We start from the raw sequence: 14,339 nt of genomic DNA on the forward strand, positions 1-14,339 counted from the left end.
GCGCACCACGGCCGATCCGAGGCATTTGACGGCGTCGGACGGCGGGTCGGTTCCCGCCGGGGCCGACGTGCGCCTACAGACCGCCGTGGCTGCGGATCGTGTAGTGCAGGGTGTCGTCCAGGAACGGGATCTCCAGCCAGGGTTTCGGCTGCGCCATCATCGACAGCAGCACGATGGCCGTGCCCAGCACCGTGTACGTGACCATGTCCGTGAACCGGGACCGTACGGCGAGCATCCCGACGTCCGGCATCACCCAGCGCAGCACCGCACCGGCCAGCAACGCGGCCCCGATCAGCAGCGTCCCGTACCGGAACACATCCAGCGCGGTCAGCAACAGCCCGAGCCCGACCGCACTCAGCACGGCCAGGATCGGCCACTGCCGAGCGGGCGCCGACGCATCCCCGGGAGCCGCCCTGCCACCGCCCTCGGGCCGCGCGGTGTCCCGAGTGAACAGCGGAAACCGCCGCGTAGTACGCCGGGGCCGCCCCGCGGCATCGGGCGCGCTGACGGGGTCCACGGCACCGTTCGAGTCCACGGCACCGTCCGACTCGGCGCCACCACCCGAGCCGACGGCACCGGCCCGGTCACCCGCCCCCGACGCTCCCTCGGACTCGGACTCGGGCACCACACCGTTCCTGGAGGCCCCGCCAGAACTGGACGCCCCGCCGAACTCCCGCACCCCAGCCGCCTCGATGCCACCGGCCCGGTCGCCCAACTTGGACACTCCCTCGGACTCGGGCACCACACCACCCCCGGACACCCCACCAGAACTGGACGCCGCCCTGCCGAACTCCCGCACCCCAGCCACCTCAGACGCCCCCGCCCGGTCACCCGCCCCCGACGCTCCCCCGGACTCGGGCACCACACCACCCCCCGACACCCCGCCAGAATCCGGCACCCCGCCGAAATCACGCACCTCAGCCGACTCGGACGCCCCTGCGTCGGTCGTACCGCCGCCGAAGGTTCCGCGTCCGCTCTCCGGCCCCCGCCGGTCCTCCGCCTCAGGCGACACTTCGCTCCGCCGCCTCGACCACGTTGACGAGCAGCTGGGCGCGGGTCATCGGGCCGACTCCGCCGGGGTTCGGGGAGATCCAGCCGGCGACCTCGGTGACGCCCGGGTGGACGTCGCCCACGATCTTGCCCTCGGCGGTGCGTGAGACGCCGACGTCGAGGACGGCGGCGCCCGGCTTCACGTCCTCGGGGCGGACGAGGTGGGCCGAGCCGGCCGCGGCGACGATGATGTCGGCGCGGCGGAGGTGGGCGGCCAGGTCACGCGTACCCGTGTGGCACTGCGTCACCGTCGCGTTCTCGCTGCGGCGGGTGAGGAGAAGGGGCATGGGGCGGCCGATCGTCACGCCGCGGCCAACGACCACCACCTCCGCGCCCTTGATCTCCACGCCGTGCGCGCGGAGGAGGGTGAGGATGCCGTTGGGGGTGCAGGGGAGGGGGGCCGGCTCGTTCAGGACGAGGCGGCCGAGGTTCATCGGGTGGAGGCCGTCCGCGTCCTTGTCCGGGTTCATCAGTTCGAGGACGCGGTTCTCGTCGATGCCCCGGGGGAGGGGCAGCTGGACGATGTAACCCGTGCAGGCCGGGTCCTCGTTCAGCTCGCGGACCGCCGCCTCGATCTCCTCCTGCGTGGCCGTGTCGGGCAACTCGCGCTGGATGGAGGCGATGCCCACCTGCGCGCAGTCACGGTGCTTGCCGGCGACGTACTTCTGACTGCCGGGATCCTCACCCACCAGGATCGTGCCGAGGCCGGGCGTCACACCCTTCTCCTTCAGCGCCGCCACGCGGGCGGTCAGATCGGACTTGATCGCGGCTGCGGTGGCCTTGCCATCGAGAATCTGGGCGCTCATACCCACATCCTCGCGGATGACCGCCTCCCGGTTCCAATCCGGGTGCCCTACGACCTGATACGCATGATCGCGGATGTTGCACTTGCACAACACATGCACTAGGCGGCTGGACAAGTATGAGCGAACTAAAGAACGATAAAAAGCTGAGCAGCACAGTGCCGCGGGCAGGGCCGGGGGGCGTACCGCATCTGCATCACCTTCCTCCGTTCGGTGCCTCGCGTCGTCCCCGCACTTGACGCAAACGGAGGAAGACCCGCCATGAGTTTCGGCGACCCGAACAACCCCTACGGCCCGCCCCAGCAGCAGCCCCAGCAGCCGGCGCCCGGCTACGGCTACCCCCAGCAGACCCCGCCCCAGCAGCCCGGTTACGGCTACCCGGCGGCCCCGCCGCTCGGCCAGCAGGCGTACGGACAGCCCGGCTACGGCGGCTACCCCGGCGGCCCGCTCACGATGCCGGGCAACGTCAAGGCCGCCCGCGTGATGCTCTACGTCATCGCGGGCTTCCAGGTGATCGGCGCGATCCTCATCGCGCTGTCCGCCGTCGCGATCAGCGCCGCGAAGAACGACGAGCAGCTGAAGGACGACGTCGACTTCCAGCAGCTCGCCGACTACTCGGCCGGCGCCCTGTGGGCCGTCACCGCGATCGTCCTCGCCTGGGGCGTCTTCGCGATCGTCCTGGGCACGAAGTTCAGCAGCGGCGGCAGCGGCATCCGTATCACCACCATGGTGTTCGCGATCATCACCGCCGTCCTCGGCATCTACCCGTTCATAGTGGTCGGCCTGGTGCACACCGTCCTCGGCATCCTCATCGCGGTGTTCGTCGGCAAGTCCGAGGGCGCGGCCTGGTTCAACCGGGCGAAGTACCCCGCGGCACACCAGTAAGCACGGGGCGTCGGCGAGTTCACGCCATTCACCGTCAAGGGCCGTGTCTCACCCGCACACACAAGGGGAGACACGGCCCTGGTGCGTCGCCCTACCCTGGCTCCGAAAGCTGCGAGGCCCGGGGAGACGCACCTTGTACAGCATCATCGTGGTACCTCCGCCGACCACGGAGGACGAGCGACGAAACACCCGATTCCGGCTCGCGCCCGGCGAACGCCTCACGTTCGGCCGGTCCGCGACCGACAACGACCTGGAGATCCCGCACGAGGGTGTCTCCCGCGCCGCCGGTGAGATCACCGCGCAGGGCGCCTTCTGGATACTCAGCAACCACAGCGGGTCCCAGACGTACGTCGTCGAGAACCCGGAGGGCGCGGGCGAGCACATCAAGGTGGGCCCGGGGCGGCTGGACGCGCCGATCCCCTTCGAGTTCTCCCGGATCGTGCTCCCGGCGGCCGGCGATCTGCTCCCGATCGAGGTGTGGGCACCGCGCCACGACTACCGCGACCCGTCCGCAGGACCGACCGGCGCCACAACGGCCCCCGCCTTCTCCGTCGACCGCACGAAGCGCTACTTCGCGGTCCTGGCCGCCCTCTGCAAGCCCCGCCTGCGCGGCGCCCCGCACGCGCCGCTGCCGAGGGTCGACCAGGTCGTCGACCAGCTGCGCCCCAACTGGCCCGCCGCCTCCCGCACTTCGGTGCAGTGGAACATCGACTACCTGGCCGTCAACTCCTCGGCCGTGAACGCGACCGAGCTTGTGCACTCGGTTGCGTTCACACGGGCCTGTTGACAAAGGCCCACACCGAGTGTGCGCGGTTGCGCGCGTTGACCCCGGCGACGTGGTCGGCGGGGTCAACAAGGCCACATCGACGACAACGAAAATGGTCCCGGTCGGACCGGTTGGCCCACTCGGTGTGCCCACAGCGCGGACAGCGCTGCGAGGTATAGGCCGGATCGATCCCCGGACGCCCGGCCTTCGCCTGTGCCGTGCGGGCGGTGCAGGCGTCGGCGACCTTCTTCACCACCCGCACCGCGGGCTGTGCGGAGAGCCCGAAGCGGGCCTTGACCTCGGCGTACAGCAGCTTCTGCAACCCGTTGCGATCCTTCACGCCGCGCTTGAAGCCCACCTGGGCGACGTGGTCGGCGGCCCGGTTGCAGGCGCGCGGTGTCGCCTCAAGCGCCGCCGCCTGTACGGGCGTCGGCAGCAGCTTCACCTGCACCACCAGCTTCATGAGACCCGACGGTACGACCGCGACTCACACGTCCACACGAATCCCGGACGCGTGCACGCGAACCAGTGGCCAACCGGCCATGCGTTCACCGGCAACATCGGCCCGTGGGTCAGCGCGTACCGCGTCACCACGTAGTACGCACGCACGACCGTGGCCTCCGGCCCCCTCGGGGAGGGCCGGAGGCCACGGTCGGTTCAACCGCGCTCAGTGGAAGAAGTGCCGCGTCCCCGTGAAGTACATCGTGACGCCCGCCTTCTTCGCGGCCTCCACGACCAGCTCGTCCCGGACCGAACCACCCGGCTGCACCACGGCCTTGACGCCGGCGGCCGTCAGGATCTCCAGGCCGTCCGGGAACGGGAAGAACGCGTCCGAGGCCGCGTACGAACCCCGGGCCCGCTCCTCGCCCGCCCGCTCGACCGCCAGCTTCGCCGAGTCGACGCGGTTGACCTGGCCCATGCCGACGCCGACGGAGGCGCCGTCCTTGGCGAGGAGGATCGCGTTGGACTTGACGGCCCGGCACGCCTTCCAGGCGAAGGAGAGTTCCGCCAGCTCGGACGCGGACAGCGCCTCGCCCGTCGCGAGCGTCCAGTTGGCCGGGTCGTCGCCGTCGGCCTGGAGGCGGTCGGTCACCTGGAGGAGCACACCGCCGTCGACGGGCTTGACCTCGACGGGGTTGGCGGGCGCGCCGGCCGCCTTGAGCACGCGGATGTTCTTCTTCTTGGCGAGCGCTTCGAGGGCGCCCTCCTCGTAGTCCGGCGCGACGATGACCTCGGTGAAGATCTCGGCGACCTGCTCCGCCAGCTCCTTGCTGACCGGCCGGTTGACGGCGATCACGCCGCCGAACGCCGACAGCGGGTCGCACGCGTGTGCCTTGCGGTGTGCCTCGGCGACGTCCGAACCGACCGCGATCCCGCACGGGTTGGCGTGCTTGATGATCGCGACACAGGGCTCGGCGTGGTCGTACGCGGCACGGCGCGCGGCGTCCGTGTCCGTGTAGTTGTTGTACGACATCTCCTTGCCGTGCAGCTGCTCGGCCTTGGCGAGACCGCCACCCGTCCCGTCGACGTACAGCGCGGCGGGCTGGTGCGGGTTCTCGCCGTAGCGGAGGGTGTTCTCGCGCTCCCAGGTGGCGCCGAGGAAGTCGGGGAACTGCGACTCGTCGACGGGGGCGTACGAGGACGCGAACCAGGAGGCGACCGCCACGTCGTACGACGCCGTGTGCTGGAAGGCCTCCGCGGCGAGCCGCTTGCGGGTGGTGAGGTCGAAGCCGCCGGTCTGTACGGCGCTCAGGACGTCGGCGTAGCGCGCCGGGCTGGTGACCACGGCCACCGACGGGTGGTTCTTGGCCGCCGCGCGGACCATCGACGGACCGCCGATGTCGATCTGCTCCACGCACTCGTCGGGCGAGGCGCCGGAGGCGACCGTCTCGCGGAACGGGTAGAGGTTGACGACGACCAGGTCGAAGGGCTCGACGCCCAGTTCGGCGAGCTGGTCGCGGTGGTCCTCCAGGCGCAGGTCGGCGAGGATGCCCGCGTGCACCTTGGGGTGCAGGGTCTTGACCCGGCCGTCCAGGCACTCGGGGAATCCGGTCAGCTCCTCGACCTTGGTGACGGGGACGCCGGCGGCGGCGATACGCCCGGCGGTCGACCCGGTCGAGACCAGCTCCACGCCCGCCTCGTGCAGGCCGCGTGCGAGGTCTTCGAGGCCCGTCTTGTCGTAGACGCTGACGAGCGCCCGTCGGATGACCCGCTTGTTGCTCTCGGCCGTGACAGTGATGTCGGCGGTCACTGGATAACTACCTTTCGTCCCTCAATGCGATAGCCGTTGCGGGCGAGCCGCCCCACGACATCGACGAGCAGCCTTCGCTCGACTTCCTTGATGCGCTCGTGCAGAGCGCTCTCGTCGTCCTCGTCCCGGATCTCCACCACGCCCTGAGCGATGATCGATCCGGTGTCGACGCCGTCGTCGACGAAGTGGACGGTGCAGCCGGTGACCCTGACGCCGTACGCGAGCGCCTCGCGCACGCCGTGGGCCCCCGGAAAACTGGGCAGCAGGGCGGGATGCGTGTTGACGAAGCGCCCGCCGAACAGGGCCAGGAACTCCTTGCCCACGATCTTCATGAACCCGGCGGACACGACCAGATCGGGTTCGTACGCGGCCACCGCCCCGGCGAGTGCCGCGTCCCACTCGGCCCGGGTCGCGTGGTCCTTCACCCGGCACACGAAGGTCGGCAGCCCGGCCCGCTCCGCGCGCGCGAGGCCCTCGATGCCGTCCCGGTCGGCCCCGACAGCGACGATCTCGGCCCCGTAGGCCCCGGCGCCGACGGCCTCGATGGCGTCGAGGAGCGCCTGAAGATTCGTACCGGATCCGGAGACCAGCACGACAAGGCGCTTGGCAGCACTGGTCATGGGCTTGGCGGCCTGGGACTCGGCCACGGCGGGGCCCTTTCTCGGGGGAGCGTTTGTGCGGTCGTACGAATGCTTCGCGCCCCCGGATACGGGGAAGTCTACGAAGCGGCCGACCGCCAGCAACGATACCGGCACACCGGACAGCCCCCACGGGACGGGGGCGTGGCCGGAAGGTAGCGTCTGGGAGGGGCCGGTCCGGGAACGCGCTCGTCATACGGTGCGTTCACTGGGTGACGGCTCACGCCGAAACAGCCCTTGCTCCAACCGAAGCTGTAATCAACAAGGGGAAGACGCTCACTTGATGTCGGACCGCAGCCTGCGACTCCTCACGCTCACCCCGCAGTCGGTGCTGCTGCGGGAGCGCCCCGCGTCGCCGCCCGACGCGCCCTCGGGCAAGAAGAACGGCGACCAGGGAGACACCGGTGCGACCGGCGACGGGCAGGAGAGCGCGGCCCAGGACGACAACCCGTTCGCCCCGCCGCCCGAGGGCACCCCGGACAAGCCCTGGCAGCCCCGGCGTCCGGCGGGCGACGACTCGTCCGGCGACGGGTCCGCCAGCGGGTCCGGCGGTGGTCACTCCCCGTGGGGCAACCAGTGGAGCGACCGGCAGCCCGGCCGTTCCCCGGGCGGCTTCGGCGACCGCTCCGGCCGTCAGGGCGGACAGGGCGGCCCCGAGGGACCGGGCGACGGCCAGGGCTCCAACCCGCGCTGGGACCCGACGGACCCGGCCCAGCGCCGCGCACGGTACGCACTGCTGTGCGGCATGTGGGCCTTCTTCTTCGCCCTCTTCAGCTGGCCGTACGTGGCACTGCTGCTCGGCGCGCTCGCCCTGCACTGGGGCATCAGCGCCCTGCGCGCCAAGCCCCGAACCCCGAACCCGGACACCCCGGCGCCGACGCAGGGCCCGGGCAGCGGCCGGCAGCAGCGGACGGCCGCGATCAGCGGCCTGGTCACGGCATCCCTGGCCCTCGCCATGGTCGCCGTGACTTTCAGCCTCCAGTTCGTCTACCGCGACTACTACACGTGCACGAACGACGCCCTCACCAACACCGCGAAGAAGGCCTGCGACGACCTTCTCCCGAAGGAACTGCGGGACGTGTTCGGCACGAACAGCTAGCCACAGATACGGCTACAGCTACGGCTGCGTCTCTTCTTGCTCATCCGGGTCCTCCGGTGGCGGTGTCGCCGACGCCTCCTTGAGCGCCGCCCAGCGGGCCTCTCGGGACGCGGTGTCGTACCAGGGCGAGAGGGACGACGCGGGCGACGGCGACGGCAGATCGATGGGGAGGAAGTCGTACGCGGCCTCCGCCTCGTACGGGTCGCTCGCCTCGTACGCGTCATCCGCGGCGGCTGTCTCGTGCGGCTTCTTCGACCCGGCGGGCGCCGCCGAGGGCCTCAGCTTCAGCGTGCCGATGTCGGTGCTGCTGCGGGTGCCGGTGGCTGTGGCCTTCGGGCGGCGCTTGCGCAGCCGCCACGCCCGCAGCCCGACGGCCGTCGGTACGGCGACAGTCGCCGTCCACGCCAGTGTCGCCGCGCCCGTCTGCCACCACACCGGCCCGATGTGCGCGAGGGCGTCGGTGCCGAGCGGTCCGCCCGCCAGCCCGGCCAGCGCGGCGAGCGCACCCGCGCACAGGAGGGCGGCGAGGCCGGCGTTCGCGGCGGTACGCCGGCCCGACCAGGGCGCCCTTCCGCCGCCGGGGGCTGCCGCCCGTGCCGTGAACCAGGCCAGCGTCAGCCCGGCCGCCACCGGCACCCCGGCGACCGCCCAGGTCAGCGGGGTGCCCGGACCGGCGTCCGGTACCGCCGACAGCAGCGGGAACGGCGGCAACATCGGGGCCGGGTCGGAGCTCAGCGGCCCCGTGACCCGGCCCGCGCCGAGCACGAACCCGGGGCCGAGGGCGTAGGCCGCACCCCACAGGGCCGCATTCGGAATCAGGGCCAGACAGAGCAGCAGCACGGCGATCCGGCCCGACCACGCCTCCGTCAGCTGGAGGAAGGAGGCCCGGGCGGCCCCACCGTGCCCCACCAGCGACACCGCGACGAGCAGCGCCCCGCCCCCGACGAACACGGCCGTACCGGCCCCGGCGGCCCGCCCGACGGCCAGGACCCGGCCCCGCACCTCCGGGTCCAGGATGCGCCGGCGTACCCACCTGGGCAGCAGATACAGCACCCGTGGCGACAGGGGCGCGCGCGGGCGTCCGTACGCCGTCCACACCCCGGCGCCCGCCGCGGCCATGGCGAGCAGCGGTACGCATACGGCCGTCCAGGCCCAGTCGGGACGCAGCCCGCCCCCGGCCGCGTACAGCGCGACGCCCCCGCCGACGGCCAGATACCCGGCGACGACGCCGAGCCAGGCGGTGCGGGCGGGGACGGGGGGCGCGTCCCCCGTCGCGCCCTCCTCCTCCGGGCCCTCGGCCGCGTCACGGGCGGCGCGGTGCAGCAGCCAGACCGGGAGGGCGAGCAGGAGGAGGGGGGTGACGCCGACGGGGGCGGGGGCGCCGGTGAGGCCGTCCGCGCGGATCAGTTCGGCGCCGTGGGCGAGCAGCCAGAGGGCGGCGGCGATGTGCAGTGCGCCGTCGGGTCCGCTGTCCGGGTAGGGCGAGCTGATCCACAGCACCATGACGAGCACGGCGAACGAACCGAGCCCGAGCCCGGCCGCGACCGCGCCCCCGAGCAGACCCGCGCCCAGTCCGGGCGACCGGTCACGCAGCCGGTCGCGAACCCGGTCCCGGACCCGGACGCGCAGGCGCGGGGAGAGAGGCAGTGGCAGGAAGGGAAGCCGGCGGCCGTTCGTCTGGGTCACGAGCGCCATGCTCCCAACGACACGCACTTTCCGGCTGTAACAGGCGAACCTACGACGTGTCACTCAATATACGTTTTATGTACTTTTACGTCCGAAGGGGCCCCCGGTGACGCAGAGCCCCACCATCCCGCTGCCCCCGCCCGGCGAGCGCCGACGCCTGCGCGAGTCCCTGTCGCTGACGCAGGCTCAGGTCGCCGAACGGGTGGGTGTCAGCCGCGAGACGGTACGCGCGTGGGAGACCGGCCGTACGACACCGCGCGGACGCAAGGCACAGACGTACGCGAGCCTGCTGGCGGCGGCGCCGGCGGCGACGCCCGTTGAGGACATGACGGCCCTGACCCCCGCTCAGGCCTTCGACGCGCTCTACGCGTTCTGCGCGCCCGCCCTCGTACGGCAGACCTATCTCCTCACCGGGCGGCGGGAGTTGGCGCGCGAGTCCGTCGAACGGGCGTTCCAGCTGGCCTGGCACCGCTGGCCCGAGGTGGCGGTGGACCCGGACCCGGCGGGCTGGATCCGCGCCACGGCGTACGACTGCGCCCTCTCCCCCTGGCACCGCTTCCGCGCCCGCCACCGCCACCCGGAGGCCCCGCCCGCCGACCCGACCGACCGCGCGCTGCTCTCCGTACTCCTGAAACTCCCCCCGCCGTACCGCCGCACCCTGCTCCTGTACGACGGCGTGGGCCTGGGCCTGCCGGAAACGGCGGCGGAGACGGAGGCGAGCACCCCGGCAGCGGCGAACCGCATCCTCCACGCCCGCGAGGCGGTGGCGGCCCGGCTACCGGAGTTGGCGGACCCGACCGACCTCTCGACCCGCCTGTCGGGCCTGGCGACCCACGCCCGCCTGAGAGCCGCCCGCCCGTCAGCCGTCCGCGCGGGCAGCGAACGCCGAGCCCGCAACTGGACCCACGCGGCAATCGCCTTCACCATCGCCCTGATCGGCGCCACGACGTTCACCCTCCACACGGCCCCCACCCACTACGAGCCAGTAGTGGCCCCGGGGGCATCGGTCCAGGGAATCCCCCCGATCCCGGCCCCGGGCCCCCTGTCCCGAACGGAACAGAACCTCCGTAAAAAGCTGAAGGGCGAGGCTGAGAACGGCCCGGAGAGGGTGACACCGGAGGTGAGGTGAGCCTTGACGGCACCTGGCTGTGGGCAGTCGTTCCGCTAGGGCGGAACGGGTGGGCACAGCCACCAACGCCGGGTGCCCGGTAACCCCACGGCACCTGTACCGACGCCAGTGGGCCCGCCCCCAGCGAAGGGAACGGGCCCACAAAGGTTCAGCTCAAGGAACGTCAGCCGGCAAGCAGCTCGCGCGCCAGCTTCGCCGTCTCGGTCGGCGTCTTGCCGACCTTGACTCCGGCGGCCTCAAGGGCCTCCTTCTTCGCGGCGGCCGTACCGGAGGAGCCGGAGACGATGGCACCGGCGTGGCCCATGGTCTTGCCCTCGGGCGCGGTGAACCCGGCCACGTAACCGACGACCGGCTTCGTCACGTTCTTCGCGATGAAGTCGGCGGCCCGCTCCTCCGCGTCGCCACCGATCTCACCGATCATCACGATCAGGTCGGTGTCGGGGTCGGCCTCGAACGCGGCGAGCGCGTCGATGTGCGTCGTACCGATGACGGGGTCGCCACCGATACCCACGGCGGACGAGAAGCCGATGTCACGGAGCTCGTACATCATCTGGTACGTCAGCGTGCCCGACTTCGAGACCAGACCGATGCGGCCCGGCTTCGTGATGTCGCCCGGGATGATGCCGGCGTTCGACTGACCCGGGGTGATGAGCCCAGGACAGTTCGGGCCGATGATCCGGGTCTTGTTGCCCTTCGACTTCGCGTACGCCCAGAAGGCGGCGGAGTCGTGGACGGCGATGCCCTCGGTGATGACGACCGCGAGCGGGATCTCCGCGTCGATCGCCTCGACGACCGCGGCCTTGGCGAAGGCCGGCGGTACGAAGAGAACCGATACGTTCGCGCCCGTCTTCTCGATCGCCTCGGCGACCGTGCCGAAGACCGGGATGTCGGTGCCGTCGATGTCGACGGACGTGCCCGCCTTGCGCGGGTTCACCCCGCCGACGATGTTCGTGCCGTCGGCCAGCATGAGCTTGGTGTGCTTCATGCCCGTGGCACCGGTCATGCCCTGGACGATGACCTTGCTGTCCTTGTTGAGGAAGATAGCCATGGCGGTTGTTTCCCTCGTCCCTTACTTCGCAGCCGCGAGCTCGGCGGCCTTGTCGGCCGCGCCGTCCATGGTGTCCACGCGCTGGACCAGCGGGTGGTTGGCGTCGGAGAGGATCTTGCGACCCAGCTCGGCGTTGTTGCCGTCGAGGCGGACGACGAGGGGCTTGGAGACTTCCTCGCCCTTGTCCGCGAGCAGCTGCAGCGCCTGCACGATGCCGTTGGCGACCTCGTCGCACGCGGTGATGCCGCCGAAGACGTTGACGAAGACCGACTTGACGTCGGGGTCGCCGAGGATGATCTCCAGGCCGTTCGCCATGACGGCGGCGGAGGCGCCACCACCGATGTCGAGGAAGTTGGCGGGCTTGACCCCACCGTGCGCCTCACCGGCGTACGCGACGACGTCGAGGGTGCTCATGACGAGACCCGCGCCGTTGCCGATGATGCCGACCTCACCGTCGAGCTTGACGTAGTTGAGGTTCTTGGCCTTGGCGGCGGCCTCCAGCGGGTTGGCCGCGTCCTTGTCCTCAAGCGCGGCGTGGTCCGGCTGGCGGAACTCCGCGTTCTCGTCGAGGGAGACCTTGCCGTCGAGGGCGATGACCTTGCCGGAGGCGACCTTGGCGAGGGGGTTGACCTCGACGAGGAGGGCGTCCTCCTTGATGAAGGTGTCCCACAGCGTCACGAGGATCTCGGCGACCTGCTCCGCGACCTCGGCAGGGAACTTCGCCTGCGCGACGATCTCGCGGGCCTTCTCGATGCTCACGCCCTCGTTGGCGTCGACCGGGACCTTCGCGAGGGCCTCGGGGTTCTCCTCCGCGACGACCTCGATCTCCACGCCGCCCTGGACGGACGCCATGGCGAGGAAGGTGCGGTTGGTGCGGTCGAGGAGGTACGAGACGTAGTACTCCTCGACGATCTCGGGCGCGGTCTCGGCGATCATCACCTTGTGGACCGTGTGGCCCTTGATGTCCATGCCGAGGATGTCCGTCGCGCGGGCGACGGCCTCGTCCGGGGTGGCGGCGAGCTTCACGCCGCCGGCCTTTCCACGCCCACCGACCTTCACCTGCGCCTTGACGACAGACTTGCCGCCCAGGCGCTCGGTCGCCGCGCGCGCCGCCTCAGGCGTGTCGATGACTTCACCGGCCAGCACCGGTACACCGTGCTTGGCGAAGAGGTCCCTCGCCTGGTACTCGAACAGGTCCACGCGCGTCCGTCCCTATCAGTGATCTCGCGGTTCGTTGGATGCGTGGGCGTGCCGCGAAGGGCAACGTGACGTCCGCTGTGTCACAAGGGTGGCGCACACGGTGTCCGAGCGCGCGGCATGTCCGTCTCGCAGGTTATCGCCGCACCCCGCAGGTCCCTAAATCAGGAATCACACCTGAGCGGTGATACCTGTCACAGAGTGCCATCCACGGCCGCCGCCCGACCCCTGCGAGGGTGCTCGGGAGGGGCTTAGATGTGGTTACGGGTGCAAAGGTGAGGCCTCACCGGGCTGGGGTAGACCCGGTGAGGCCTCTGGAAGGCCCGCCAGTGGCTTTGACGGTCCTCCGGCAAGCGGTCCCCACCCCTATGGGAGCCGCTCACCGCCGTCCGCCGGGCACGCCCCGCCCGGACCGATGGCATTCGGCCGTACGGGGCTTGCCTGGCGGAGTCCGAAAGATCCGCACGTCAGGCGCGCGGAAGTCGGGCGTGCAGGGGTCGTGTGTGCGGGACGTCAGACGTGCGGGGCGTCAGGTATGCAGGCGTCAGGTGTACGGAGGCCATGCGCGCGGAGGCCTGCTGCGCTGATGTCGGGTGTGCGAAGGCCGGGTACGCGGAAGGCGGTCACCGGACTGGCACTCCGTGCAGTCGCCGCAGGCTCCGTTCACGTCACGTCACGTCACGCACGGCACGGATCGACGCGCACGGCGAAGGAACGGAGGAACGGAGGAACGGAGGAGGAGCCCGGTCCTAACCGGGGAAGACAGGAATGGCCTGGTACCTGTCCCTGACCTCGGCACCGGCGGCGACCGGGGCAACCCCCGGTACGAGCCGCACCGGCGCCCGCTGGCTCAACGCGACGGCATGCGCGTCGCCGTGCCCACCACCATGCCGGGAGCTACCGGCCTCTACGACTGCCCGCTCACCGAGTGCCCCGTGCGACACCCCGCCCGGCAGCCCACCGGGCGCCTGCCGCACAGCCGCCCGCGAGACGCGTACGCCACCCCGGTCGCCGGCCACGGTCTCGCCGGCCCCACCGACACGACCGACGAACCGAGGCCCGTAGGCGACGCCGCCGCCCTGGTGGGTCCGGGGAGCGGTCGTCGGCGGGGTCTTGTCCGGCGACGAGGGAGAAGCTGGGGAGGCGGGCGACGCGGGAGAAACGGGCGGTGGGGCAGGCGAGGCCGGCGAAGAAGGGACGGTGGGCGACGCGGGCACACCGGGAAGCTCCGGAAGCGCGGGGAGCACAGGTAGCTCCGGGACTTCCGGAAGCGCAGGCAGCGTCGGTACTTGCGCCGTTACCTCCGCCAGCTCCTCGGTGACGGTCTCCACCAGCCCACCGACCGGCTGCACGACCTTGCCGACGGTGTCCTCGACGGCGGACGGCACAACCGGCTTGACCGGCTCAGCCAACGAATCCGTCACCCGCAGAACCTGAACCTGAACCTGATCCCGAACCGGATCCTGAATCTGCCGCTGAACCTGTCCCAGAGGCACCGGCGCACCCTCCGCCGCATGCGCCCGCTCCCCGCACAGGAACCCGAAGACGAACAACCCGCTCACCAGCACGGCCACTTGCAGCGCACGCCGCCCCACCGCCGTACGCGTCACGCGCAGTACGGCAATGGACAGGGCGGCTGGCCAGTTCAAGAGGAGGGGCCTCCGGGCGGCGGCAAGACTGGGTGGGCGCCGATCCTCGCACGCCCCTCCCGAGGTCGCGCAAGCCCCCCGTACCGATGCTCACTCATGTCCGTTTTGCCACCCGAGCCGCGCCCCCGCTCACTCGCC

The 14,339-nt window shown here is 71.3% G+C and carries 12 protein-coding genes and 1 pseudogene; 4 read left to right on the forward strand and 9 right to left on the reverse strand.

Annotated elements, in window-relative coordinates:
* Positions 1-73: 73 nt before the first annotated feature.
* Both LUX31_RS15570 and LUX31_RS15575 read right to left on the reverse strand, forming a co-directional pair.
* A complete protein-coding gene (locus tag LUX31_RS15570; RefSeq protein WP_235475393.1) occupies positions 74-742 on the reverse strand; it encodes a DUF3017 domain-containing protein in 669 nt (222 codons plus the stop codon).
* A 259-nt stretch (positions 743-1,001) separates the two neighbouring features.
* Positions 1,002-1,856, reverse strand: coding sequence for a bifunctional methylenetetrahydrofolate dehydrogenase/methenyltetrahydrofolate cyclohydrolase (locus tag LUX31_RS15575; protein WP_235475394.1), 855 nt, complete (start codon positions 1,854-1,856; stop codon positions 1,002-1,004).
* A gap of 258 nt (positions 1,857-2,114) precedes the next feature.
* Between LUX31_RS15575 and LUX31_RS15580 the strand changes: the two genes are divergently transcribed.
* On the forward strand, positions 2,115-2,738 hold the full coding sequence (locus LUX31_RS15580) for a hypothetical protein (protein WP_235475395.1): 624 nt from the start codon (positions 2,115-2,117) through the stop codon (positions 2,736-2,738).
* A gap of 133 nt (positions 2,739-2,871) precedes the next feature.
* Positions 2,872-3,462, forward strand: a pseudogene (locus LUX31_RS15585) (FHA domain-containing protein); the annotation flags it as partial.
* A 46-nt stretch (positions 3,463-3,508) separates the two neighbouring features.
* Here the strand turns inward: LUX31_RS15585 and LUX31_RS15590 are convergent.
* The 3 genes from LUX31_RS15590 to purN form a co-directional block, all read right to left on the reverse strand.
* Positions 3,509-3,967 carry a transposase gene (locus LUX31_RS15590; protein ID WP_235475397.1) on the reverse strand — a complete coding sequence of 153 codons (459 nt, stop codon included), beginning with the start codon at positions 3,965-3,967 and terminating at the stop codon, positions 3,509-3,511.
* Positions 3,968-4,171: 204 nt separating this feature from the next.
* Complete coding sequence (gene purH, locus LUX31_RS15595; RefSeq protein WP_443046055.1) at positions 4,172-5,743, reverse strand: bifunctional phosphoribosylaminoimidazolecarboxamide formyltransferase/IMP cyclohydrolase; 1,572 nt, start codon at positions 5,741-5,743, stop codon at positions 4,172-4,174.
* 8 nt (positions 5,744-5,751) lie between these two features.
* Positions 5,752-6,375 (reverse strand): phosphoribosylglycinamide formyltransferase, encoded by a 624-nt coding sequence (purN, locus tag LUX31_RS15600; protein ID WP_235479933.1) that lies wholly within the window; start codon positions 6,373-6,375, stop codon positions 5,752-5,754.
* 301 nt (positions 6,376-6,676) lie between these two features.
* On the opposite strand from purN, the gene LUX31_RS15605 reads away from it, so the two are divergent.
* Positions 6,677-7,492 carry a hypothetical protein gene (locus tag LUX31_RS15605; protein WP_235475399.1) on the forward strand — a complete coding sequence of 272 codons (816 nt, stop codon included), beginning with the start codon at positions 6,677-6,679 and terminating at the stop codon, positions 7,490-7,492.
* 18 nt (positions 7,493-7,510) lie between these two features.
* Here LUX31_RS15605 and LUX31_RS15610 read toward each other — a convergent pair whose 3' ends face one another.
* Positions 7,511-9,187, reverse strand: coding sequence for a cell division protein PerM (locus tag LUX31_RS15610; protein WP_235475400.1), 1,677 nt, complete (start codon positions 9,185-9,187; stop codon positions 7,511-7,513).
* 97 nt (positions 9,188-9,284) lie between these two features.
* On the opposite strand from LUX31_RS15610, the gene LUX31_RS15615 reads away from it, so the two are divergent.
* Positions 9,285-10,307, forward strand: coding sequence for a helix-turn-helix domain-containing protein (locus LUX31_RS15615; protein ID WP_235475401.1), 1,023 nt, complete (start codon positions 9,285-9,287; stop codon positions 10,305-10,307).
* Between the two features lie 163 nt (positions 10,308-10,470).
* On the opposite strand, the gene sucD is transcribed toward LUX31_RS15615, so the two are convergent.
* From sucD to LUX31_RS15630, 3 genes are all read right to left on the reverse strand, one after another.
* On the reverse strand, positions 10,471-11,355 hold the full coding sequence (sucD, locus tag LUX31_RS15620; RefSeq protein ID WP_235475402.1) for a succinate--CoA ligase subunit alpha: 885 nt from the start codon (positions 11,353-11,355) through the stop codon (positions 10,471-10,473).
* Positions 11,356-11,376: 21 nt separating this feature from the next.
* On the reverse strand, positions 11,377-12,555 hold the full coding sequence (sucC, locus tag LUX31_RS15625) for an ADP-forming succinate--CoA ligase subunit beta (RefSeq protein WP_235475403.1): 1,179 nt from the start codon (positions 12,553-12,555) through the stop codon (positions 11,377-11,379).
* Between the two features lie 746 nt (positions 12,556-13,301).
* Positions 13,302-14,201: a hypothetical protein gene (locus tag LUX31_RS15630; protein ID WP_235475404.1), complete on the reverse strand. Its 900-nt coding sequence runs from the start codon at positions 14,199-14,201 to the stop codon at positions 13,302-13,304.
* Between the last annotated feature and the right edge of the window lie 138 nt (positions 14,202-14,339).

The sequence above is a fragment of the Streptomyces sp. GQFP genome, from assembly GCF_021545335.1.
Taxonomy (GTDB): domain Bacteria; phylum Actinomycetota; class Actinomycetes; order Streptomycetales; family Streptomycetaceae; genus Streptomyces.